Here is a 22214-nt window from a genome sequence, read left to right as displayed (position 1 = left end):
CGCGCCATGATCGCCAGGGCCGAGCGGCAGACGTGTTCGGACATAGAGAAACCCGCCGGCGTCTCGGGTCACCGGCGGGTTTCGTCCGCAAGAATAGGCAGATCGATCAACCGCAGAGAAGCCCCGTGGGCCGAGTCGGGTCGTTCGGTCTCGGCTGGGGGACCTTGGTCCCGCACGAGGGTCAGACGGAAGAGACCCCGCCCTCGCGCGCCGCGAGGTGTTCGGCACGCGAGGGGGTCCGAGCCCCTCCGCACGTTCGCGCGGCCCGGAGTGGCCTAGTCGGCGGCTCTGTCGTGCGGGCGCCCCATGCGCGGCCGCAGGACAGAGCCGCCGTCAGTCCGAGGCCTCCTCGTACGTGGCCAGAAGGGTGAGGGCGAGCGCCTCGGCGCCAGCCAGGGTCAGGCCACCACTCGTGGTGACGTAGACCTGCGGCTCGACGTCGACCGTCTGGCCCTCCGCGTCCGTCGCCGACGTGTGCCGGATCTCCCAGCCCTCGCCGGTGCGGGCGTCGCTCCAGTGGAGGGCACGCCCTTCCCAGCGCAGCTCGCGCAGGTGCGTGCTCTGGCTGACGCTGCACCATGCGGGGCAGACAACGGCCGACAGCGGGGTCGCGCCGAGCGCGGTCATGCCGCGCTCCTCGGGCAGTGCACTCCGAGCGCTGCACCATGACGGGGGGATGTACTCATGGTTCGGGCCTCCTCTGTGCAGATGAGACGAGGCCGACCGCAGAGCGTGACGCGGAACTGGCGCAGGAAAATCGAGAAACTTTTGCCGCCTGTCTCCCGACGGTGAACGGGGCCCTCAGCCGAGGGCGACCAGGACCACGGCGGCTCCGCACAGTGCCAGCCCCCAGGCCTGGACCCGGTGGATCCGTTCGTGGAGCACCAGGGCCGCCAGCAGGACCGTGAACGCCGGGTAGAGCGAGGCCAGGACGGCCGAGACGCTGAGCAGGCCGTGGTGGGTGGCCGCCACGAACGCTCCCGTCGCGGCGCCGCCGAGCAGACCGGCCAGGACACCGCCCCAGGCCCTCCCGCGCGGCACCCACACAGCCCCGAGCGCGGTGGCGCAGACCGCGATGACCACCAGACCGACCAGCTGGTTGAGGACCAGGGGCCAGAACCCCGCATGCGCCGGCACCTGGCCCAGGCAGGCAAACAGCGCGCCGAAGCCGAGCCCCGCGAGAACGCCGTCCCGAGCCCCCGAGCCCGCCGGGGGATCCGCGTCGTCCCCGGCCCGCCGACCGGGATCGGGCGCGCGGGCCACCAGCCAGATCGCGGGCACGGCCGCGGCGATGCCGAGCCAGACCAGCACCCCGGGTCGCTCGCCGGTCGCCACGCCGACCGCGACGGGCAAGGCGACCGCGAGCACGCCGCTCACCGGCGCGACCACTCCCATCCGGCCCGAGGACAGACCGCGGTACAAGAACGCCGTCCCGGTCCCGTTGCCGACGCCCGCTGCCGCGCCCCAGGCCAGGCCCGAGCCGACCGGGTCGCCGGCGGCGAGGAGCGCGAGCACCGTGGCGCTGACCGCGCCGCCCACCGCGCCCGCGGCAGCGACCGCCCAAGGGCTCGCGCGTTGACCGGTGACGCCGCCGACGAAGTCCGAGACGCCGTACGCCGCGGCGCCGAGCAGGGCCAGGAGCACCGCGATCACCGGGCCGGCACCCCGAGCGCGAGCGGGCACGAGGCGACGGTCCCGGACATGGGTGGAACCCTGGCACACCCGCTGTGGTCTACCGGCCCGGCCGGGTCGGGGACGACGAAGGCCCCCGACCTGGCGGTCAGGGGCCTCGGTGGGCTCTGCGTGATGGGAGCCCGACGTCTGTCGCGCTCAGCGCTCGTCGTTGGGAGCGGTGGGCTGCGTGTCGTGAAGCTTGGCGGTCTCGTCGGTCACGTGCGCGGCGACCTCGCGGAGCTTGTCGCCGTGCTCGCGGGCGTGGTGGGCGCAGAACAACAGCTCGCCGCCTGACTGGAGCCCCACCCGCAGGTAGGCCTGGGCTCCGCAACGGTCGCAGCGGTCTGCCGCGCTCAGTGCGGCGCTCGGGGCAACTGCGGTATTCACAATCGGCCTCATCTCTGGTTCGTCTGTGCCGGTTCCAACGTAGCCGGGAAGGCGAAGATTCCCCCGACCCCCCTGTCACGACGTGTCATCCGACACGCGGATCCCATCACGTCCGGCGCCCCCGGCTCGGTGGTTTCCCACTCTGCGGGAACCTCGGCGGCGAGCGTCGGATCCGTGCTGACGAGTGTGACGCGTCGTGCTCTGGTGCGGTGCACTTTGCCAGAATCGTTAACGGTTTTCTGTCCTGTTGATGACGCTGCCACGCTAGAGCAGGCCGACGGTCCACCCGGGCAGCGTGCCTGCGCCTGGCTCCGGCGTGTCGCGGGTAGGGTCGAGGTCTTGACGAGCCCCGCACCGGACGGGCTCGAGCTCGTCGGCCCGGCCGGACCGACGAGAGACCCGCAGGAGCCCGACCATCGCCGACAACACCTACACCGCAGCTCATCTCCTGGTCCTCGAGGGCCTGGAGGCGGTGCGCAAGCGCCCGGGTATGTACATCGGTTCCACCGACACCCGCGGGCTCATGCACTGCCTGTGGGAGATCATCGACAACGGCGTGGACGAGGCCCTGGCCGGGGCATGCGACCTGATCGAGGTCACGCTCCATCGCGACGGGTCGGCCGAGGTCCACGACCACGGGCGGGGCATCCCCGTCGACAAGGAGCCCAAGACCGGCCTGCCCGGCGTCGAGGTCGTCTTCACCAAGCTGCACGCGGGCGGCAAGTTCGGCGGCTCGTCGTACGTCGCGACCGGGGGCCTGCACGGCGTCGGCGCCTCGGTGGTCAACGCCCTGTCCGCCCGGCTCGACGTCGACATCGACCGCCCTCCCTCGCAGCAGGGCATGAGCTTTCGGCGGGGAGTGCCCGGCGTCTTCGACGGGGACGGGGTCGCCGCCGAGTTCACGGCCCGCTCGGGGCTGTCCCGCAAGGGGGCCCGAGTGGCCAAGGCCAAGACCGGCACCCACATCCGGTTCTGGCCCGACCGCCAGATCTTCACCAGGGATGCGCAGTTCGAGTGGGACGGCCTGATCGGGCGGGCTCGCCACACGTCGTTCATCGTGCCCGGCCTCGAGCTGGTCATCCGTGACCTGCGCGGTGGCCAGCCGGTCGAGGAGAAGTTCCGCCACGACGGCGGCATCGCGGAGTTCGCGGAGTTCCTGGCCCACGACGAGAAGGTGACCGACATCCTGCGCCTTCGGGGCACCGACACGTTCACCGAGACCGTGCCCCTGCTCGACGAGAAGGGCCACATGACGCCGCAGGAGGTCGAGCGCGAGCTCGGCGTCGACGTTGCAGTGCGCTGGGGAACGGGCTACGACACCGAGATCCGCTCCTATGTCAACGTCATCGCCACGCCCAAGGGCGGCACCCACCTCGCGGGCTTCGAGTCCGCGGTGACGAAGACCTTCAACGAGGTGATGCGGTCCACCAAGGCGCTGCGGGTCAACGACGACAACGTCGTCAAGGACGACGTCCTGGAGGGCATGACCGCGGTGGTCACCGTGCGCCTGGCGGAGCCACAGTTCGAAGGCCAGACCAAGGAGATCCTGGGCACACCCGCGGCTCGGGGGGTGGTCACCAAGGTCGTCTCGGCGGAGCTCAAGCGCTTCCTGACCTCGACCAAGCGCGACCAGAAGGCCCAGGCGCGGCTGGTGATGGAGAAGGTCGTCGCCGCGTCGAAGACGCGGCTCGCGGCCCGCCAGCAGCGTGACACCCAGCGCCGCAAGAACGCCTTGGAGTCGTCGGCGCTGCCTGCCAAGCTCGCCGACTGCCGGGCCACCGACAACGACCGCACCGAGCTGTTCATCGTCGAGGGCGACTCGGCCCTCGGGACCGCCAAGATGGCACGCAACTCCGAGTTCCAGGCCCTGCTGCCCATCCGCGGCAAGATCCTCAACGTCCAGAAGGCCTCGGTCGGCGACATGCTGAAGAACGCCGAGTGCGCCTCGATCATCCAGGTGGTCGGGGCCGGCTCCGGCCGCACCTTCGACCTCGAGGCACGACGCTACGGCCGGATCATCTTCATGGCCGACGCCGACTCAGACGGCGCCCACATCCGGTGTCTGCTGGCGACGCTCTTCTTCAAGTACATGCCCGACCTGATCCGCGAGGGCCGCGTGTACTCCGCCGTGCCGCCCTTGCACCGCATCGAGCTGACCAACCCCAAGAAGGGCACCGAGCGCTACGTCTACACCTACTCAGACGCCGAGCTGCAACGCAAGCTCGCCGAGCTGGCCCGCAAGAACCTGCGCTGGAAGGACCCCGTCCAGCGCTACAAGGGCCTGGGGGAGATGGACGCCAAGCAGCTCGCCGAGACGACCATGGACCGCCGGCACCGGACGCTGCGCCGGATCACCATCGACGACGCCGAGGCGGCCACCGAGGTCTTCGAGCTGCTGATGGGGTCGGAGGTCGCACCCCGCAAGGAGTTCCTGGTCAGCAACGGAGGTCACCTGACCCAGGAGGACCTGGACGTGTGAGCAGGGCGTGAGCACGTCGTACGACCTGGTCACCTCGGTGACCCAGGACGACGGTCGCGAGGTCTTCGCGGTCTACGACGAGGTGTTCGGCGACCAGCCCGACCAGACCGCCTGGCGCCGGGACGTGTGGGACCGGCACGCTCGGCGCGAGGGGTTCCGGGTCGCCCGGGCCCACGCCCGGGGTCGGCTGCTGGGGTTCGCCTACGGGTACACCGGGGCCGCGGGTCACTGGTGGACTGACCAGGCGTCGAGGGTGCTGGGGCCCGTGGTGGCGGGCGCCTGGCTCGGCGGCCACTTCGAGCTGGTCAGCATCGGGGTCAGGGCCGACGCGCGCCGGCGGGGCACCGGGCAGTCGCTGATGGAGCTGCTCTGTGACGGGCTGCCGCAGCAGCGGTGGGTGCTGATGACCACGGCGGACGCCGACGACCCGGCCCGGCGCCTCTACGCGCGGCTGCGCTGGGAGGTGCTCGGGCCGGGTCTTCGTGACGGTCAGGTGATCATGGGCAGGCGGCGCTGACCACGCAGGGCCCCTCTCAGATGCCCTGGGGGCAGTGAACCCTGGGGTTCCACATCGTGAAGCGACCCATCGGGTTGGGGTGCCACACCCAGGCGTGGAGCGAGAAGAACGCCGGGAGCCCGAACCTGTTGCCCTTGGGCGTCAGGTTGAACCGATGCCCGAACAGCGCCGGTCGCCCGGTGGGGTGGTCGACGCGCCAGGCCTGACGGGTCACGAGGTACTCCAAGGCGGCCAGTCGCAGGTGGCCGTTGGTCGTGAAGCGGTAGACCAGCGCCTCGGGGTGACGCAGCTGGATCTTCCCGTCCACCAGCGCCCCGTCGACGTAGTGCACCCCCATCGCCCCCATGCCTCTCATCGAGATGCAGGCGATGCCTTGAACGTCCTTGAACAGCGCGTAGCCGCCGGCTCGCGCGGCCGGCGTGTGCTGGAAGCCCCGTGTGGCGGACCTGGCGACGGCGACGTCGTGCCGGGTCGCCCGCGACTCGTGGTGGCCCATCCCGCCGCCCATGTGATGACCTGCTCCGGCGTCCGCCGGTGCGGTGAACGGCGCGAGCAGGGCCGCGACGCCGAGCGCGGCAGCCCCGAGGGTGGCCGCCCCGCGCATCACGACCCCTCCTTGACCTCGTGGACCTCGTCGGCGACCAGTCCGTGCGCCTCGCGGTGCACGGTCGTGGCGGCGTCCGCCGAGGGCGCCTCGACCAGGCAGAAGATGGTGTTGCTCGACTCGTCGACCCAGTAGCGCTGGTAGCTCACGTCGTACTTGTCCTGCACCTGGAGATCGGCCATGTGGGCCTTGGCGACGTCGTCGGCGCTGACCGGACCGTCGAGGCGGTGTACGTCCATGTAGAGCGGCATGAGGTGTCTCCTTGCTCGTGTGGTGTGAAGTCGCGGTGACTCACGAGCACGGTAGGGAGACTCGGCCCCTCGGCTCATCGGGTGAACTGCCCAGGTTCGGCCCGGACGACTACCCAGGTTCGGCAGGCTCAGGCCTGGGCGGGCACCAAGCCGAGGCGTCGAGCCTGCGCGGCGGCAGCCCCGCGTGAGCCGACGCCGAGCTTGCCGAGCACCGCCGAGACGTGGTGGTCGACGGTGCGCGGCGACAGGACGAGCCGCTCGGCGATCTCGTCGTTGGTCAGACCGTCGCAGACCAGTCCGAGCACCTCGCTCTCGCGGCGGGTCAGGCCGAGGGGGTGCTGCCGGGTGCTCGCGCGGGCACCCGACGGCACGGCGCGATGTCCGAGCTCCCGCATCTTCTGCCGGGTGCGTCGGGCCGCGGCCTGGGCGCCGATCGCCTCGAAGCCGGCGATCGCCCGTCGCAGGCTCTCGTCGTCCCCGGTGTCGTAGAGCGACATCGCGGCGTCGTAGGGGCAGCCCAGCCGGTCCCAGTGCACGGCTGCGGCGATGTGCTCCCCGGCCAGCGACGTCGCCCAGGGGCCCGGCGCAGGCGAGCTCGGGCTGGCCTGACCGAGCAGCCGCTGCTCCCAGACACTCAGGCGCGCGTCCTCGTGGTAGTCGAAGGCCGAGACCCGCGAGCGGACGACGGCGAGGTCGGCGACGGCGGCGTCCTCGTCGCCGGCGAGCCAGTGGGCCTCGGCGCGAGCGAGCCTGGTCGCCGCGACCCACTCGGTCTCGTCGAGGTCGTCGGCCGCGGACACCCCCGCGTCGAGCACGTCGAAGGCGCCCTCGGCGGCCCGACGCGCCAGGACCAGCCCCAGGGTGATCTGGGAGGTCAGCAGGTTGACCGGGCTCGCCTCCGTCGCCAGGACGCCTTCGGCGATGGCGACGGCGTCGTCCCATCGGCCCATGTCCATCAGGGCGACCGCCCGGTGTCCGCGCAGGCAGGTCCCGAACGTCGGAATGTCGCGCTCGTCGCAGTAGGCGATGCCGTCGCGGTAGAAGCGCTCACCCTCGGCGAAGCGGTACTGCATGCCGTAGAACGTGTAGGCGTTGGCGTAGGCCCGACCGGCCTGGGCCTCGGCGCCGGCCTCCAGCGCGAGCCGCAGTGCCTCGTGCATGGTGCGCGTCCAGTCGCGACGCAGCATGAGCTCGCCGGCGGCGACGTTGTTCAGCACGTCGCTCAGGACGACGGGGTCGCCGACGCGCCCGGCCATCGCCTGGGCCTTCTGGAGCATCGCTGCGGCCGCGTCGGGATCGCTCGGCCAGAGGTCGTAGGCCTCGATGGAGTAGGCGAGGGCGAGCTCCGGGTCGTCGCCGAGCGGCTCGAGCAGCTCGATCGCGGTGCGGATCGCCGCGACGGACTCCGGTCCTCGGCACAGCCTCCAGTAGACCGACGTCAGCTTGCGGTGGTCGTAGCCCTCGCGGCGGGCGTCTCCCAGGTCGTGCCAGATCGCGACGGCGCGCTCCCGCGCGGCCACTGCCTGGGGCCAGCTGTCGACGTAGGCGAGGACGTCGGCATAGGCGTCGTACAGGTCGGCCAGCGCTCGCTCGTCCACCGGTGCGTGGCGGAGGGCTCGCTCGTACTGGGCGACGGCCTCCCGGTAGGCGCCGAGCTCCGCGGCACCACGCGCCGCGACCGGGGCGAAGCGGCGTACGAGGTCGGCCTCGCCCGAGGCCTCGGCGTGGTAGGCCAGGCGGGCGTCGTCGTCACACCCCTCGTCGATCAGGGCTCGGAGCAGGTCCTGGTGTCCCGCCACGCGTCGGTGCGGCGGCACCTCCGACTCGATCGCCCGCCGGGCGAGCTCGTGCCGGAAGCGCAACGTGGAGACGTCGGCGGTGAGCAGTCCCGCTGTGATCAGCTCGTCGAAGGTCTCCAGCTCGACCCTGCCGGCGCGGGCCACCAGGCCAGGATCGACGCGCCAACTGTCGAGCGAGGCGAGGTCGAGCGCCGCCCTGGCGGCCCCCGACAGGCGCGCGGCCCTCGCGAGGACGGCATCGCGGGCCGAGGGCGGCACCTCGGTGCCCGGGTCGCTGACCACCTCGACGACGAAGAACGGGTTGCCGCCGGTCAGCTCGTAGAGCCGGTCGGGGGAGTACGCCGTGCCCTCGGCGAGGCGGCGGACGGCGGCCTTGGTGAGGGGAGGGACGTCGATCCGGCGGGTGTACCGCTGGCCGGCGAGCTCGCCGAGGGCGAGCCGGAGCGGGTCGTTCGGGGCGAGCGCGTCGTCGCGGAACGTCGCCAGCAGCAGGACCGGGAGCTTGGCGACCCGGCGGCCCAGGAACCGCAGGAGGTCCAGAGTCGCCTCGTCGGCCCACTGGACGTCCTCGATCACCAGGACCGTCAGGCCCTCGATCGCGGAGGCGCACTGGAGGACCGCGTCGAAGATCTCGTCGCGGGTGGCGACGCCGCGGACCGTGTCCAGCAGGCTGCCCCCGATCTCGCGGGCGATGTCGTGGAGGGGAGCCAGCGGTCGCGGGGTGAAGAGCCCGTCGCAGGCGCCCCAGGCCCACGTGGCGTCCGGCAGGCGCCGTTGGAGCTCCTCGACCAGGGACGACTTGCCGACTCCGGCCTCGCCGGAGACCAGCACGAGGCGCCCCGTGCTGGCACGGGCCTCGTCGGCGTACTGGAGCAACGTCCCGAGCTGCGGCTCTCTCTCGAGCAGTGGCACGACTGGATTCTCCCCCTGGCGGCTCGGAACGTCTATGGACATCCTCGGTGGCAAGGAGCCGCGGCATGCTCGGGTGGATACGAGGGAGGCGGGCTCGGGGTTCGCCCCCGGCTCGGTCAGGCGTGGACGGCGTGGCTCAGGCGTGCCGGGTCAGGAGCCCGGTGTCGACGTCGTACAGGAAGCCCCCGACCTTGGCCCGGTCGCCGATCAGCGGGTGAGCGCGGACCCGACGGACGTCCTCGGTCAGCGCCTCGAGCTGGTCGGCCACGACGTGGAACCGCTGCCACGACGCGTCGACGCCGGCGGAGGCCGAGACCCGCTCGTGGAGCTCCTCCTCGGTGCTCGACGCCATCGCGCAGCGGGTGTGCGGGACCACGAGGATCCGCTCGACGCCCAGCAGGTGCACGCCGAGCGCCAGCGCCTCGAGGGCCTCCGGCGTGACCCGGCCACCGGGGTTGCGGAAGATCTTCGCGTCGCCGTGCCCCAGCCCGAGCATCTCCAGCGGCAGGATCCGGGAGTCCATGCAGGTCACGATGGCCACACCCGCATGCGCGACGCCGTCGAAGCCGGAATGGTCGAAGTCTGTGGCGTACGCCGCGTTCGCCTCGAGCAGGTCGGCGAACTCGTCGGCACTGCCCGTTGTCAGGGATCCACCCACGGTCGCGAGGGTAGCGCCCTGACCTCGACTCCCCGGAACAGCACCAGCGCGAGCGCTCCCGCGATGAGCGCCAGCACCGCGGCGCCGGCGAAGACCGTGTGCTCCTGGGCGATCCCGGCCTCCTGGAGCAGGTGGTCGAAGGCATCGCATCGCGTCGTGCCGCCACCGCACACCTGGAGCGGCGGCGGGAGGTCGGAGGTCTGTTGGTAGTAGTGGCGCAGGCCGAGCGTCGTCAGGGCCGAGACCCCGACCAGCATCCCCATCATCCGAGACACCACCACCCCGGCGCCGGCCAGCCCGTGCACACCCGGCTCGGTCGCGGCCAGCACAGTGGCGTTGACCGGGGCGAGGGCGAGCCCGAAGCCGAGGCCGCCCAGGAGGAGGGGGAGGTTGGCCGGCCACGCCGACAGCGAGTCGAGGTCCCACCGGGTCATCAGCGCGAAGGACAGGCTCGCCAGCAGCATGCCCACCGCGGTGACGATCCCCGGCCGGAGGACGCGGGTGAGGTAGCCACCGAGCACGGCACCGGCCGGGAGAGCGACGAGGAAGCGGACCAGCACCAGCGCAGCGAGGACCTGGGAGTCGCTGTACACGGTGGTGCGCGCGAAGATCGGGATGTCGATCAGGGCCGCGACCAGCGCCGCCCCGACGAAGAAGCTCACCGCGAGCGCCCCCCAGGCGGGCGTGCGTCGCAGGGCGCCGGTCGGGACGAGGGGGTCGGGGTCGGTGCGCAGGTGGCGCACGAAGACCACGGTCGCGACGACGGCGACCAGGAGGTACCACCACCCCTGCCGGGCGAACACCTGCGTGCGGGGGTCGGCGGTCGAGAAGGCCAGGATGACCCCGCCGAGGGCGGCTGCGAGGTAGAGCGCACCGGGGAGGTCGGCCGATCGCGCGGCGACCCACCACCCGCGGGCGTCGACCAGGGGACGCCGGGCCGTGCCACACCGGAGCGCGAACACGAGCGCCGCGGCGATCGCGACGAGCCCCAGCGGCGTCAGCCAGCGCCCGCTGCCCCAGACCGGGATGAAGAGCCGGCCCCAGGTGACGTCCATGACCAGCGACGTGGGCGCGACCACGACCAGCCCCGCCGCCCCCAGCAGCACCAGGCCGGAGACGATTCCCAGCCAGTCCAGCTCCCGCAACCGGGAGTAGCGGTTGCGGGAGCCGGTCTCAGGCGACAGCGTGCGCAGCGCCGCGGCCAGGGCGAGGGCCACCAGCAGGTTGACCACGAAGATGACCCGCCAGTCGGAGACGGCCAGGATCAGCGCGCCGTACAACGGGCCGATGACGCTGCCCAGCTCCTGGACGGCGGAGACGACGCCGAGGGGGACCCCGCGCCGGTCGACGGGATAGAGGTCGGCCACCAGGGCCAGGGTCGCGGGCACCAGGCCACCGCCCCCGACTCCTTGGAGGAAGCGGCCGGCCACCAGGCTCGGAAGGTCGTATGCCGCGGTCGTGACCAGGGAGCCGGCAGCGAACAGGCCCAGCGACGCGACCAGCACCGGCAGCCGGCCGCGCAGGTCGGTGAGGCGGCCGATCAGGGGCAGCATCGCGACGTAGCCGAGCAGGAAGCCGGACACGATCGGAGCCCCGCGCTGGAGCTCGTCGAGGGGGATGCCGACGGCGTCCATCATGTCCGGCAGCGCGAGCACCACGACGTAGGTGTCGGCCGCCGCGAACGCGACCGCGACGGCGGCGAGGCCCAGCAGCAGGCGCGGCCGGCCCGTCACGAGACGCTCACGCGGGCTGTCACCAGGACTCTCACCAGGCCGTCACGGGGCGGTGACGTGCTTGGTGGCGCCGTAGTCGGTGAGCACGAGGGAATAGGTGTTCGCCGCGTGCCCGGAGTAGAAGACACCCTTGAGCTCGACCTGGCGCAGCTCGCCGTCGGAGGTCAGGGCATAGGTCGCGGTGAAGTCTCCGGTCGCTCCCGGGATGATCGCCGACACCGCGGACGCGGGGACGCTGCCGTGGACGGTGGAGAGCACCTCCTTGTTGTCGGTGCCGCCCCGGATCTGGCCGCCGCCGGTGGCGCCGGTGGTCGCCGCGAGGATCGAGGGCACCCCGTGGGCTGCGCTGATGAGCTGCGAGGGGTCGGGTGCGCCGTAGTCGGCGGGGTTGACCTCCGACCAGCCGGGGGTGAGCGGGATCTGGGCGTAGACCTTGCCGCCGACCGCCCGGACCGGGACCGAGAACGAGCCGATGCTGGTCACGACGCCCAGCGTGCCGTCGTACGCCGGGGCGTCGGTGACGGTGCCGGAGGCAGACCGGAGACCCTCGACCCCGCTCGGCAGGTCGTCGGTGCGCAGAGAGAGGGTCAGTCCGCTGGTCTGCTCGAGCTTGTGCTGGGCAGTCTTCAGCGCGGCGGCAGGATCCTTGGTCGAGCCGGACCCGCCGCCGCAGGCGCCCGCCAGAGCCGCGACCAGAGCCAGTGTGACCACCAGCCCGAAGCCTCGCCAGGAGGCACCTCTGAGCGGCATGGGGTCACCCTGTCACAGCTGCGCGGCCACCGGCCCGGCACACGCGGCGATCGGCTGTGGGGCGGGAACGCCGCTGCCGTCTCGGCGACCGACGGGCTCGGGGAGCTCCACCGGGGCGCCGCTCGAGGCGGCGGCGCGGGCCGGGGCGGTGCCCGCCCAGGCGAAGATCACGGTGTCCTCGCCCTTGAGGAAGCGGTGGCAGCGCACCCCGCCGGTGGCCCGCCCCTTGCCGGGGTACTCGGCGAACGGCGTGACCTTGACCGAGCCGGCCTCCGTGCCGGGGAGCGCTGTGGACGAGCCGCTCGCCGTCACCACGACCGACGACCCGGCGTCGAGGGCGCCGAACCACATCACCGACCCGCCGGCGACCAGCTTGATGCCGGCCATGCCGCCCCCACTGCGGCCCTGAGGTCGCACCCCGGCCGCGCCGAAGTGGAGCAGCTGCGCATCGGAGCTGATGAAGCACAGCTCCTCCTGGCCCGTGTGGAGCTCGACCGCCCCGACGACCTCGTCGCCGTCCTTGAGGCCGATGACCTCCCACTCGTCCTTGCCGAGCACCTCCGGGTTGACCCGCTTCACCACGCCCTGGCGGGTGCCCACGGCCAGGGCCGGCCCGTCGGCGCGCAGCGTGCACAACGCGAGCACGCGCTCTCCGGGCCGCAGCGAGCGCACCAGGTCGAACGGCAGCCCGCCCTGAAGGTGGGGGTGGGTCGAGGAGGCCGGAACCGCGGGGAGGTCGAGCACCTGGAGACGCACGACCCGTCCGCCGGAGGTGAGGGCGCCGATCTCACCGCGCGCGGAGGTGCGCACGGCGGAGACCACGACGTCGTGGTTGGTGCGGGCGCCCTCGCTGCTGGGTGGCTCGTCGGATGTCGAGCGGGCGAGCAGCCCCGAGGACGAGAGGTAGGCGAAGCACGGGTCGTCGGCGACCTCGAGCGTCGTCGCCGCGGCCGAGACGCTGACCCCGCCGGACTCGAGCAGGACCGTGCGCCGCGGTGTGCCGTAGGTCGTGGCCACCTCGGCCAGCTCGTCCGAGACGACCTTGCGCAGCAGCTTGTCGTCTCCCAGGATCGCGTCGAGCGCCTCGATGGTGCGCTCGAGCTCGGCCTTCTCCTTGTCAAGCTCGATCCGGGAGAACCTCGTCAACCGGCGTAGCGGCATGTCCAGGATGTACTCGGCCTGGATCTCGGAGAGCTCGAAGACGCTGATCAGTCGCACCTTGGCCGCCGCGGCGTTGTCCGAGGACCGGATCAGCTGGATGACCTCGTCGATGTCGAGGATCGCGACCAGCAGTCCCTCGACCAGGTGGAGCCGGTCGGCCGCCTTCTTGCGACGGAACGACGAGCGCCGGCGTACGACGTCGAAGCGGTGCTGGAGGAAGACCTGGAGCAGCTCCATGAGGCCCAGGGTGCGGGGCTGGCCGTCGACGAGGGCGACGTTGTTGATGCCGAAGGTCTCCTCCAACGGGGTCAGCCGGTAGAGCTGCTCGAGCAGGGCCTCGGGGACGAAGCCGTTCTTGATCTCGATCACCAGGCGCAGCCCGTGCTCGCGGTCGGTGAGGTCCTTGATGTCGGCGATGCCCTGGAGCTTCTTGGCCTGCACGAGGGCCTTGATCCGCTCCGAGACCTTCTCGGTGCCCACGCCGTACGGCAGCTCGGTGACGACGATGCCCTTGCGCCGGCCCACCGGCTCGACGCGCGCGGTGGCGCGCATCCGGAAGGTGCCGCGGCCCGTGGCGTAGGCGTCTCGCACGCCATCGAGGCCCACGATCATGCCGCCCGTCGGCAGGTCCGGACCCGGGATGAACCGCATCAGGTCGTCGAGGCCGGCGCCGGGATGCGTGATCAGGTGTCGCAGCGCCTGCACCACCTCGACCAGGTTGTGGGGCGCCATGTTGGTCGCCATGCCGACCGCGATGCCGCTGGCGCCGTTGACCACGAGGTGCGGGATCGCCGCGGGGAGGACGACCGGCTCGAGCTCGCGGCTGTCGTAGTTGGCCTTGAAGTCGACGGTGTCCTCGTCGATCGAGGCCGTCATGGCGACCGCGGGTGGCGCCATCCGGCACTCGGTGTAGCGCATCGCGGCCGGGGGGTCGTCGGGGGAACCGAAGTTGCCGTGACCGTCGACGGTCGGCAGGCGCATGGACCACGGCTGCGCCATCCGCACCAGCGCGTCGTAGATCGCGCCGTCGCCGTGCGGGTGGAGCCGGCCCATGACCTCGCCGACGACGCGGGCGCTCTTGACGTGGCCGCGGTCGGGACGCACGCCCATGTCGTTCATCGTGAAGAGGATCCGGCGCTGGACTGGCTTGAGGCCGTCACGGGCGTCGGGGAGGGCTCGGGAGTAGATGACGGAGTAGGCGTACTCCAGGTAGGACGCCTGCATCTCCTGCCGGATGTCGGTGTCGAGGATGTGCTCCTCGAAGTCGTCGGGGACGTCGTGTCGGGTGCTGCCGCGAGCCATGCGCGCATTCTCCCCGGTGCCCCCGACCCAGCCCCGCTGCCCACGCCGACCTGTGGATGGCCGGGTGTCGGAAACCCCGCTTCAGCGGGGGAGTTGACACTTATTGGCCGTTGCAACCCCCAATAAGTGTCAACTCCCCCGCTGAAGCGGGCTTTCCGACACCAGTCGTGTGCAACCGGAGGGTTGACCAGGGGGTGGGGTGGGGTGGGGTCGGGTGGGTCAGGTATTCAACCAATGAGATGAATACCTGGCGGATTCGTGGGACGAAGACCAGGAGACGCTCGTGGCCACCGTGATCGTGCAGGCCGTCGCCTCGCTCGACGGGTTCATCGCCCGTCCCGACGACCTGCCGGGCCGATCTTCGACTGGTACGACGCCGGCGGGGTCGAGCTGCGGTTCAACCTCCAGCACGTCTTCCACGTCTCGGAGCAGTCCGCGGCGTATCTCCAGCACGCCGACGTCCGGTGCCAGCCGATCGGACGGCGCCTCTTCGACCTCACCGACGGCTGGTCCGGCCTCCCGATCGTGGGCGACCGCGTCTTCGTCGTCACCCATCGAGACGACGTCGCGGAGTGGCGCTCTCGCTATCCCGAGGCGCCGTACACGTTCTGCATTGACGGTGTCCACGACGCCTGCCGACGTGCGGCCGAGCACGCACGGCGCCGTCATCGTCAGCGTGGGCGAGGTCGCTGGCCAGGTCGTGTCGGCCGGGTGGCCGACGAGCTCGCGATCGACATCGCCACGGTGCTGCTCGGCCGGGGCCGGCGCTTGCTCGGCTCGTCGACCGACGAGCTGGTCCTGGACGACCCGCACGTGGTGATCGCGGGGGAGCGGGTGCTGCACCTGCGCTACCGGCTCCGCTGAGCCCGACCACCTGGGGACCGATCGACGGGTCGGCCACCCGCGCGGCCCTAGTATCTCGGGGGTGAGCGCCAACGCCGACGAGCACGTCGCTCCGCGCCACTGGGAGTCCGATGTCCTGCTGCGAGACGGCAGCACCGCTCACATCCGCCCGATCCGCTCGGGCGACGCCGAGCTCCTGGTCGAGTTCTACGGCCGGGTCTCCGACCAGTCGAAGTACGACCGGTTCTTCTCCCCGATGCCCCATCTGTCCGAGCGGGACGTCGCCCGCTTCACCCACGTCGACCACGTCCACCGGGTGGCGTTCGTGGTGATGCTGTCGGGCCGGATGATCGCCCTGGGCAGCTACGAAGGGCAACCCGGCGACGCGGCCGGCCCGGAGTCGGCCCCGGCAGCGCAGGCGGAGGTGGCCTTCCTGGTCGAGGACGCGCAGCAGGGTCGCGGCATCGGCCAGATCCTCCTCGAGCACCTCGCCCAGGCGGGTCGGGAGCGCGGCGTGGAGCGCTTCGTGGCCGAGGTGCTGCCCGACAACCACCGGATGATCCAGACGTTCCGCGACGCCGGGTACCGCCTCGTCAGCGGCTTCGAGGACGGCGTGATCACCCTGGAGTTCCCGATCGAGCCCACCGACACCGCGATCGGGGTCATGGCCGGCCGCGAGCACCGCGCTGAGGCGGCGTCGATCGAGCGCTTCTTCAACCCGCGGTCGGTGGCGGTGATCGGGGCCTCCCGACGCCAGGACACCGTCGGCCGGGCGCTGGTGCGCAACCTGGTCCTGGGCGACTACACCGGCCGGGTCTACGTCGTGAACCCGACGGCCAACTCGGTGTCGGGCCTCCCGGCGTACTCCACGGTGGGGGACATCCCCGGCGACGTGGACGTCGCGATCGTCGCCGTGCCGGCGGAGTCGGTCCAAGACGTCGTGCTCGACTGCGCGGCCAAGGGCGTGCACGGCCTGGTGATCATCTCGTCGGGCTTCGCCGAGACCGGCCAGGAGGGGCGACACCGCCAGCGGCGGCTGGTCGGCCTCTCGCGCTCCTACGGGCTGCGGGTGATCGGGCCCAACGCGCTCGGGATCATCAACACCGACCCCGCCGTCAGCCTGAACGCGTCGCTCTCCTCGCAGAAGCCGGCGCGCGGACGCGCGGCCTTCTTCTGCCAGTCCGGGGCCCTCGGCACGGCGATCTTGGAGAAGGTCAACAACCGAGGGCTGGGACTCTCCACGTTCGTCAGCGCCGGCAACCGCGCCGACGTCTCGGGCAACGACCTCCTCCAGTACTGGGAGGAGGATGCCTCGACCGAGGTCGTCCTGCTCTACCTGGAGTCGATCGGCAACCCCCGGAAGTTCAGCCGGATCGCCCGCCGGGTATCGCTGCGCAAGCCGATCATCGCGATGCGCTCGGGCCGCACCACCCAGGGCGTGCCCCGGGGCCGGGCCGTGCACAAGGTCGGGGTCCCCCCACAGGCGGTCGACGCGATGTTTCGGCAGGCCGGCGTCATCCAGGTCGACACCCTCGACGAGATGTTCGACGTCGCCCAGCTCGTCGCCCACCAGCCCCTGCCGCGCGGACGCAAGGTCGCGATCGTCGGCAACTCCGACGCCCTGGGGCTCCTCGCCGCCGATGCCGCGGTCTCGGTCGGGCTGGTCGTGAGTCGCTCGGTGAACCTCGGAGCGGACGCGTCAGGACCGGACTTCGAGGATGCCATCGACGCGGCCATCGACGACCCCGAGGTCGATGCCGTGGTCGCGGTCTACATCCCGCCCATCGACGTCTCCGGCGTCGAGGTGGCCGACGTCCTGGCCGCGGTGGGGGAGCAGTCCGACAAGCCGCTCGTCTCGTCGTTCCTCGGCGCGGAGGGTGTGCCGGAGCTGCTCCGGGTGCCCGACGTCGCCGGCGCCACGGCCGGCCGCGGCTCGGTGCCCTCCTATCCCGCGGTCGAGGGTGCTGTCCGTGCCCTCGCCAGGGTCGTGGAGTACGCCGTGTGGCTGCGCACCCCGAACGGCCCGACGCTCGTTCCGCCGCGCGTCGACCAGGTGGCCGCCAAGGCCCTGGTGCATCGCCTCCTGGTGGAGCACCCGGACGGCACCGAGCTGGCGGCGGCGGACCTCACCGCCCTGCTGGCGGCGTACGGCGTGCCGCTGTGGGAGGCGCGGCCCGTCGTCACGCTCCAGGAGGCGACCAAGGCGGGCCGTGACCTGGGGTGGGGGGTCGTGCTCAAGGCGACCACCCACCGGCTCCGCGAGCGTCCGGACCTCGCCCACGTCTGGCGCAACATCGACCGGCCCGCGGAGATGAAGGACGCGTGGGAGAGCCTCGGCCACCTCATCGACGACGCCGACACGGCAGGCTTCGTGGTACAGAGGAACGCCCCGCCCGGCGTGCCCATCAGCATCCGCAGCACCGAGGACGCGCTGTTCGGCCCGGTGGTGTCCTTCGGCATCTCCGGCCCGCTGACCGAGCTGCTCGAGGACCGGTCGTACCGGATCCCGCCGCTGGGGGAGCGTGACCCCGCCGCGATGACGCGCGAGATCAAGGCGGCGCCGATGCTGTTCGGCTACCGCGGCTCGGAGGTCGTCGACGTCGAGCCGGTCGAAGACCTGATCTCCCGGGTCGCCCAGCTCCAGAACGACCTCCCCCAGGTGGCCGAGCTGGAGCTCTCGCTGGTGCTGGCCGGCGCCGACCACTGCACCGTCCTCACGGCCGCGGCACGCGTCGACCCGGTGGCCGACCCCCGCTCCGACTGGTTCGTACGGCGCCTCCCGGCCGCCGTCGAGGACACCATCCCCAACTGAGCCGGCGGCCGGCTCGTCGTGACAGACTCGGCACATGCAGGGTCTGAAGGAAGCGATCGACCGCACCGGGTACTACCCCGACGTCGTCGCCGACGGCGTCATGCGGGCGCTCTCCGGCGAGGACGTGGTGTCGTTCTTCGTCCACCACGAGCCCACCTTCGACCGCGACGAGGTACGCCGCCACCTCACGGTCGTCGTCCTCACGCCGAGCCGGCTGATCCTGGCCCACACCGACGAGCACGAGGGCGACGACATGCTGCCCGCGCCGTACACGTCGACCTCGACCGAGGCGATCGCGCTGGCGACGGTCAAGTCGGTCGTGGTCACCCGGATGGTGACCAACCCCAGCGACGGTCCGAAGCCCCCCGCGGAGGCCGTGCTGACGATCGGGTGGGGCGGCCTCGCCCGGGTCGATCTCGAGCCCGCCACGTGCGGCGACCCGGAGTGCGACGCCGACCACGGCTACACCGGCACCCTGTCGGCCGACGACTTCTCGATCCGGGTCTCGGCCGCCGCCGACGGGCCGGACGCGGTGCCCTCCCTGCTGGCGTTCGCGGAGTCGCTGTCGGCGCGGACGCGTGGCTGAGCACCGGCGCCGGTGACGGCATGACCGGGTTCCTCGAGCCGGCCTACGGCGACCGCTCGCTGGCCGATGTCCTCCCCTCGGTGGCCGCGGCGCTCGGCGTCGCCGTGCCCGGCTGGACCGAGGCCGCGCCGCTGGCGCTGCCGCCCGCACCCGCGTACGTCGTGTTCCTCGTCGACGGCCTGGGTGCCGACCTGCTTGCCGCCAACCCGCACGCCGCGCCGTACCTCAGCTCGCTACTGCTGCCCGACACGGTCGGGACGGCCGGTGTCCCGTCGACCACCGCGACCAGCCTGACCTGCTTGGGCACGGGCCTGACGCCCGGTCAGCACGGCGTCGTGGGGTTCACCTCACGGGTCCCCGGCTCGGACCGGCTGCTGAACGCGCTGTTCTGGGACAAGGACGTCGACCCGGTGCAATGGCAGCCGCATCGCACCGGCTTCCAGTCGCTCGCGGCCGCGGGTGTGCAGGTGACGACGGTCAACAAGCGGGAGTTCCGCGGCTCCGGCCTCACGCTGGCGGCCAGCCGCGGTGGTGACTGGGTCGACGCCGACCGGGTCGGCGAGCGGGTGGCCGGCGCGGTGGCGGCCGCGGCCGCCAGCCCCTCGCTGACCTACCTGTACGACGGAGACCTCGACTGGACCGGACATCGCTACGGCGTCGCCTCGGCGCAGTGGCTCCAGCAGCTGGCGATCATCGACGCCGAGGCCGAACAGCTCCGAGAGGCCCTGCCGACGCACGCCCGGCTCCTCGTGGTCGCCGACCACGGCATGGTGGACGCCGGCCCCGGCCACCGCGTCGACATCGACCAGGACGCCGCGTTCCGCGAGGGGGTGGTGCTGCTCGGAGGTGAGGCACGGTTCCGCCACGTCTACTGCGCCGCGGGTGCCGTCGAGGACGTCCGCCACTGCTGGCAGGAGCTGCTGTCGCAGGCCGCGCTGGTGCTGACCCGCGACGAGGCGATCGGGTGCGGGTGGTTCGGCGAGGTCTCGGCGCCGGTGCTGCCCCGGCTGGGCGACGTCGTGGCCGCCGCCCGCGGCGACTGGGGCCTGTTCTCCTCGGTCGACTTCGCCTACGAGACCCGGTTGATCGGGCTGCACGGGTCGCTGACCCCGGTGGAGATGCGCATTCCGCTGCTCGTCGACTGAGCGGCCGGACCGGCAGGTGAGACGCCTGACTTGCCACCCGACCGCCTCGGCGTGAACGCTCCGGCTGTGACCGATCGGGAGGCCTGCGTCGTCGGCATCGACTTCGGCACCATGTCGGGCCGGGTCGTCGTGGCCCGCGTAGCTGACGGCGCCGAGCTCGGCTGGGCCGTCCACGACTACCCCCACGGCGTGATGGAGGACCGGTTCGACCCGACGGGGCAGCGGCTCCCGCCCGCGTGGGCGCTTCAGGTCCCCGAGGACTACCGCGAGGTTCTGCGCACGGCCGTGCCTGCCGCGCTGGCCGCGGCCGGCGTCGAGGTCGACGCCGTCGTCGGCATCGGGATCGACTTCACCGCCTGCACGATGATCCCCGTGCTCGACGACGGCACGCCGCTGTGCGAGGTCGACCGCTTCGCCGACCGGCCGCACGCCTACGTGAAGCTCTGGAAGCACCACGCCGCACAGCCGCAGGCCGACCGCATCAACCGGCTGGCGTCGTCCCGGGCCGAGCCGTGGCTGCCGCGCTACGGCGGGCTGGTCTCCTCCGAGGGAGAGTTCGCCAAGGGCCTGGAGCTCTTCGAGGGCGACCGCGAGGTCTACGACGCCACGGCGCTGTGGGTCGAGGCCTCCGACTGGCTGGTGTGGCAGCTCTGCGGCCGCCTCGTCCACAACGCGTGCGCCGCCGGCTTCAAGGGCATCTACCAGGACGGGCGCTTCCCGAGCCCGGACTTCCTCGACGCACTGGCGCCGGGCTTCTCGTCGTTCGTCCCGGACAAGCTGCGGCCGACCGTCGTGCCGTTCGCCCCGCTCGGAGCGGTTGCCGGGCGGCTCACGGCCGAGGCGGCCGCCTGGACCGGGCTTCTCGCAGGCATCGCGGTCGCGGTGGGCAACGTCGACGCCCACGTGACGGCGCCCGCGGCGCAGGCTGTCGAGCCCGGCCAGCTCACGCTGATCATGGGCACGTCCACCTGCCACATCATCAGCTCCGAGGAGCGGCACGAGGTGCCGGGCATCTGCGGGGTCGTCGACGGCGGGGTCGTCACCGGCCGGTGGGGCTACGAGGCGGGGCAGTCGGGGAGCGGAGACATCCTCGGGTGGTTCACGCGCACCGGCGTCCCCGCGTCGTACCACCAGGAGGCGTGGGCCCGGGGCGAGTCCGTGCACGAGCTGCTCACCCGGCTCGCCGGCGACCAGGCGGTGGGTGAGCACGGCCTGGTGGCGCTGGACTGGCACGGCGGCAACCGCTCGGTGCTCGCCGACCACGAGCTGTCCGGTGCCGTGGTGGGGATGACGGTGACCACGAAGCCGGAGGAGGTCTATCGGGCCCTCATGGAGGCGACCGCCTTCGGGACGCGCGTGATCGTCGAGACCTACCGCGCCCACGGCGTGCCGGTGGGTGAGTGCGTGGTCGCCGGTGGACTGGCCAAGAACTCGCTGCTGATGCAGATCTACGCCGACGTGACCCGGCTTGCTCTCTCCGTGCTCGACTCCGAGCAGGGCCCGGCGCTCGGAGCGGCAATCCACGCCGCCGTCGCCGCCGATGCCTACCCCGACGTCCCGACTGCTGCGCGGGCGATGGGGCGGGTACGTCGCGACGTGTACCGCCCCGACGAGGCTCGCGCCCTGGCCTACGACGGGCTGTTCGCGCTGTACCTCGAGCTGCACGACCACTTCGGCCGCCACCCGCGCCTGATGCGCAGCCTCGCGGCGATCCGCCGCGACGCGAGGTCAGGCGCCGGTGGCGACCGGGCGTGACGGGTCGGTGATCCAGCCACTCCAGCTGTCGGGATACAGCGCCGCGTCGGCGAACCCCGCCAGCCGCAGGGCGAGCAGCGTCTGGGTCGCGGTCACCCCCGAGCCGCAGTAGGCAGCCACCTCGACGCCCTCGGCCACCCCGAGCCCCGAGAAGCGCTGCCGCAGGTCGGCGTCGGGCAGGAACCGCCCGGACGCGTCGGTGTTGCCGGTCAGCGGAGCGTTGACCGCGCCCGGCACATGTCCGGCGACCGGGTCGATCGGCTCGTGATCGCCGCGGAACCGCTCGGCCGCGCGGACGTCGATCAGCACGCCGTACCGGGCCAGCCCCGGTACCTCGTCGGAGCCGACGACCGCGAGGTGACCCGGCGTGCCCGTCCAGTCACCGGGCGTCGGGAGGAAGGGCTCGGTCGAGAGCGGCCGTCCCGACTCCGTCCAGGCCGCCAGCCCGCCGTCGAGCACCAGCACGTCGTCGTGGCCGTAGTCGCGCAGCAGCCACCACAGGCGTGCGGCCGCGGTGCCGGGCCCGTCGTCGTACACCACGACGCGCGAGCCGCGCCTGACCCCGGCCCGGCGGACCGCTGCGACGAGGTCCGCGGGCGCCGGCTGCGGATGCCGGCCACCGGTGCCCGGCGGGGCGGCCAGGTCGTGGTCGATGTCGAGGTACGCCGCCCCGGGGAGGTGGCCCGCGTCGTACTTGTCCCGTCCGCTGGTCCCGGTCAGTGCGAGGCGGGTGTCGACGAGGACGACATCTGTGCGGTCCACGTCGTCTGTGAGGTCGGTGAGGTCGGTGAGGTCGGTGAGGTCGTCGAGGTCGTCGACGGCGAGCAGCAGGCCCGGACGGATCAC

General features: G+C 72.3%; 18 protein-coding genes. 7 read left to right on the top strand and 11 right to left on the bottom strand.

All coding sequences use genetic code 11. The features are described 5' to 3' along the window. Positions 1-333: 333 nt before the first annotated feature. The 3 genes from VHW64_RS07695 to VHW64_RS07685 form a co-directional block, all read right to left on the bottom strand. Complete coding sequence (locus VHW64_RS07695; RefSeq protein WP_329649940.1) at positions 334-627, bottom strand: hypothetical protein; 294 nt, start codon at positions 625-627, stop codon at positions 334-336. 174 nt (positions 628-801) lie between these two features. Further along, positions 802-1683 (bottom strand): EamA family transporter, encoded by an 882-nt coding sequence (locus VHW64_RS07690; RefSeq protein WP_329649939.1) that lies wholly within the window; start codon positions 1681-1683, stop codon positions 802-804. A 147-nt stretch (positions 1684-1830) separates the two neighbouring features. Continuing rightward, positions 1831-2073, bottom strand: coding sequence for a DUF7455 domain-containing protein (locus VHW64_RS07685; RefSeq protein ID WP_329649938.1), 243 nt, complete (start codon positions 2071-2073; stop codon positions 1831-1833). 403 nt (positions 2074-2476) lie between these two features. Between VHW64_RS07685 and VHW64_RS07680 the strand changes: the two genes are divergently transcribed. Both VHW64_RS07680 and VHW64_RS07675 read left to right on the top strand, forming a co-directional pair. After that, positions 2477-4540, top strand: a complete 2064-nt coding sequence (locus tag VHW64_RS07680; RefSeq protein WP_329649949.1) for a DNA topoisomerase IV subunit B — start codon at positions 2477-2479, stop codon at positions 4538-4540. A 7-nt stretch (positions 4541-4547) separates the two neighbouring features. Then, positions 4548-5057 (top strand): GNAT family N-acetyltransferase, encoded by a 510-nt coding sequence (locus VHW64_RS07675; protein WP_329649937.1) that lies wholly within the window; start codon positions 4548-4550, stop codon positions 5055-5057. Positions 5058-5073: 16 nt separating this feature from the next. On the opposite strand, the gene VHW64_RS07670 is transcribed toward VHW64_RS07675, so the two are convergent. The 7 genes from VHW64_RS07670 to VHW64_RS07640 all read right to left on the bottom strand — a co-directional run bounded on the left by VHW64_RS07670 (position 5074) and on the right by VHW64_RS07640 (position 14227). Continuing rightward, a complete protein-coding gene (locus VHW64_RS07670) occupies positions 5074-5661 on the bottom strand; it encodes a hypothetical protein (protein WP_329649936.1) in 588 nt (195 codons plus the stop codon). Further along, entirely contained in the window at positions 5661-5912 is a 252-nt protein-coding gene (locus VHW64_RS07665; RefSeq protein ID WP_329649935.1) for a DUF4242 domain-containing protein, read from the bottom strand. The genes VHW64_RS07670 and VHW64_RS07665 overlap by 1 nt, the downstream gene beginning before the upstream one ends. A gap of 128 nt (positions 5913-6040) precedes the next feature. Further along, positions 6041-8623: an ATP-binding protein gene (locus VHW64_RS07660; protein ID WP_329649934.1), complete on the bottom strand. Its 2583-nt coding sequence runs from the start codon at positions 8621-8623 to the stop codon at positions 6041-6043. A 136-nt stretch (positions 8624-8759) separates the two neighbouring features. Beyond that, the gene (locus VHW64_RS07655) at positions 8760-9281 is read right to left on the bottom strand and encodes a carbonic anhydrase (protein ID WP_329649933.1); all 522 of its coding nucleotides are present in this window, start codon (positions 9279-9281) and stop codon (positions 8760-8762) included. After that, on the bottom strand, positions 9266-11014 hold the full coding sequence (locus VHW64_RS07650) for an MFS transporter (RefSeq protein WP_329649932.1): 1749 nt from the start codon (positions 11012-11014) through the stop codon (positions 9266-9268). The genes VHW64_RS07655 and VHW64_RS07650 overlap by 16 nt, the downstream gene beginning before the upstream one ends. 42 nt (positions 11015-11056) lie before the next feature. Continuing rightward, complete coding sequence (locus VHW64_RS07645; RefSeq protein WP_329649931.1) at positions 11057-11764, bottom strand: LppX_LprAFG lipoprotein; 708 nt, start codon at positions 11762-11764, stop codon at positions 11057-11059. Between the two features lie 12 nt (positions 11765-11776). Further along, a complete protein-coding gene (locus VHW64_RS07640) occupies positions 11777-14227 on the bottom strand; it encodes a DNA topoisomerase IV subunit A (protein WP_329649930.1) in 2451 nt (816 codons plus the stop codon). A gap of 258 nt (positions 14228-14485) precedes the next feature. Between VHW64_RS07640 and VHW64_RS07635 the strand changes: the two genes are divergently transcribed. The 5 genes from VHW64_RS07635 (at position 14486) to araB (ending at position 21368) form a co-directional block, all read left to right on the top strand. Next, entirely contained in the window at positions 14486-15091 is a 606-nt protein-coding gene (locus tag VHW64_RS07635) for a dihydrofolate reductase (RefSeq protein ID WP_329649929.1), read from the top strand. A gap of 61 nt (positions 15092-15152) precedes the next feature. Next, entirely contained in the window at positions 15153-17882 is a 2730-nt protein-coding gene (locus VHW64_RS07630; protein ID WP_329649928.1) for a GNAT family N-acetyltransferase, read from the top strand. Between the two features lie 34 nt (positions 17883-17916). Further along, positions 17917-18468 (top strand): DUF5998 family protein, encoded by a 552-nt coding sequence (locus tag VHW64_RS07625; RefSeq protein WP_329649927.1) that lies wholly within the window; start codon positions 17917-17919, stop codon positions 18466-18468. Positions 18469-18488: 20 nt separating this feature from the next. Beyond that, positions 18489-19613, top strand: coding sequence for a nucleotide pyrophosphatase/phosphodiesterase family protein (locus VHW64_RS07620; RefSeq protein ID WP_329649926.1), 1125 nt, complete (start codon positions 18489-18491; stop codon positions 19611-19613). 66 nt (positions 19614-19679) lie between these two features. Continuing rightward, positions 19680-21368, top strand: coding sequence for a ribulokinase (araB, locus tag VHW64_RS07615; protein WP_329649925.1), 1689 nt, complete (start codon positions 19680-19682; stop codon positions 21366-21368). Here the strand turns inward: araB and VHW64_RS07610 are convergent. After that, complete coding sequence (locus tag VHW64_RS07610; protein WP_329649924.1) at positions 21342-22214, bottom strand: sulfurtransferase; 873 nt, start codon at positions 22212-22214, stop codon at positions 21342-21344. The two genes, araB and VHW64_RS07610, sit on opposite strands and share 27 nt — an antisense overlap.

The sequence above is a fragment of the Nocardioides sp. genome, from assembly GCF_036267815.1.
In the GTDB taxonomy this organism is placed as follows: domain Bacteria; phylum Actinomycetota; class Actinomycetes; order Propionibacteriales; family Nocardioidaceae; genus Nocardioides.
Note: the sequence above shows the minus strand (reverse complement) of the source record. Positions and strands in the feature narration are given on the sequence as shown.

Coding starts and splice junctions, on each gene's coding strand:
- VHW64_RS07695 (WP_329649940.1), bottom strand. CDS start 627: ATGACCGCGCTCGGCGCGACCCCGCTGTCGGCCGTTGTCTGCCCCGCA.
- VHW64_RS07685 (WP_329649938.1), bottom strand. CDS start 2,073: ATGAGGCCGATTGTGAATACCGCAGTTGCCCCGAGCGCCGCACTGAGC.
- VHW64_RS07670 (WP_329649936.1), bottom strand. CDS start 5,661: ATGCGCGGGGCGGCCACCCTCGGGGCTGCCGCGCTCGGCGTCGCGGCC.
- VHW64_RS07665 (WP_329649935.1), bottom strand. CDS start 5,912: ATGCCGCTCTACATGGACGTACACCGCCTCGACGGTCCGGTCAGCGCC.
- VHW64_RS07645 (WP_329649931.1), bottom strand. CDS start 11,764: ATGCCGCTCAGAGGTGCCTCCTGGCGAGGCTTCGGGCTGGTGGTCACA.
- VHW64_RS07640 (WP_329649930.1), bottom strand. CDS start 14,227: ATGGCTCGCGGCAGCACCCGACACGACGTCCCCGACGACTTCGAGGAG.
- VHW64_RS07625 (WP_329649927.1), top strand. CDS start 17,917: ATGCAGGGTCTGAAGGAAGCGATCGACCGCACCGGGTACTACCCCGAC.
- VHW64_RS07620 (WP_329649926.1), top strand. CDS start 18,489: ATGACCGGGTTCCTCGAGCCGGCCTACGGCGACCGCTCGCTGGCCGAT.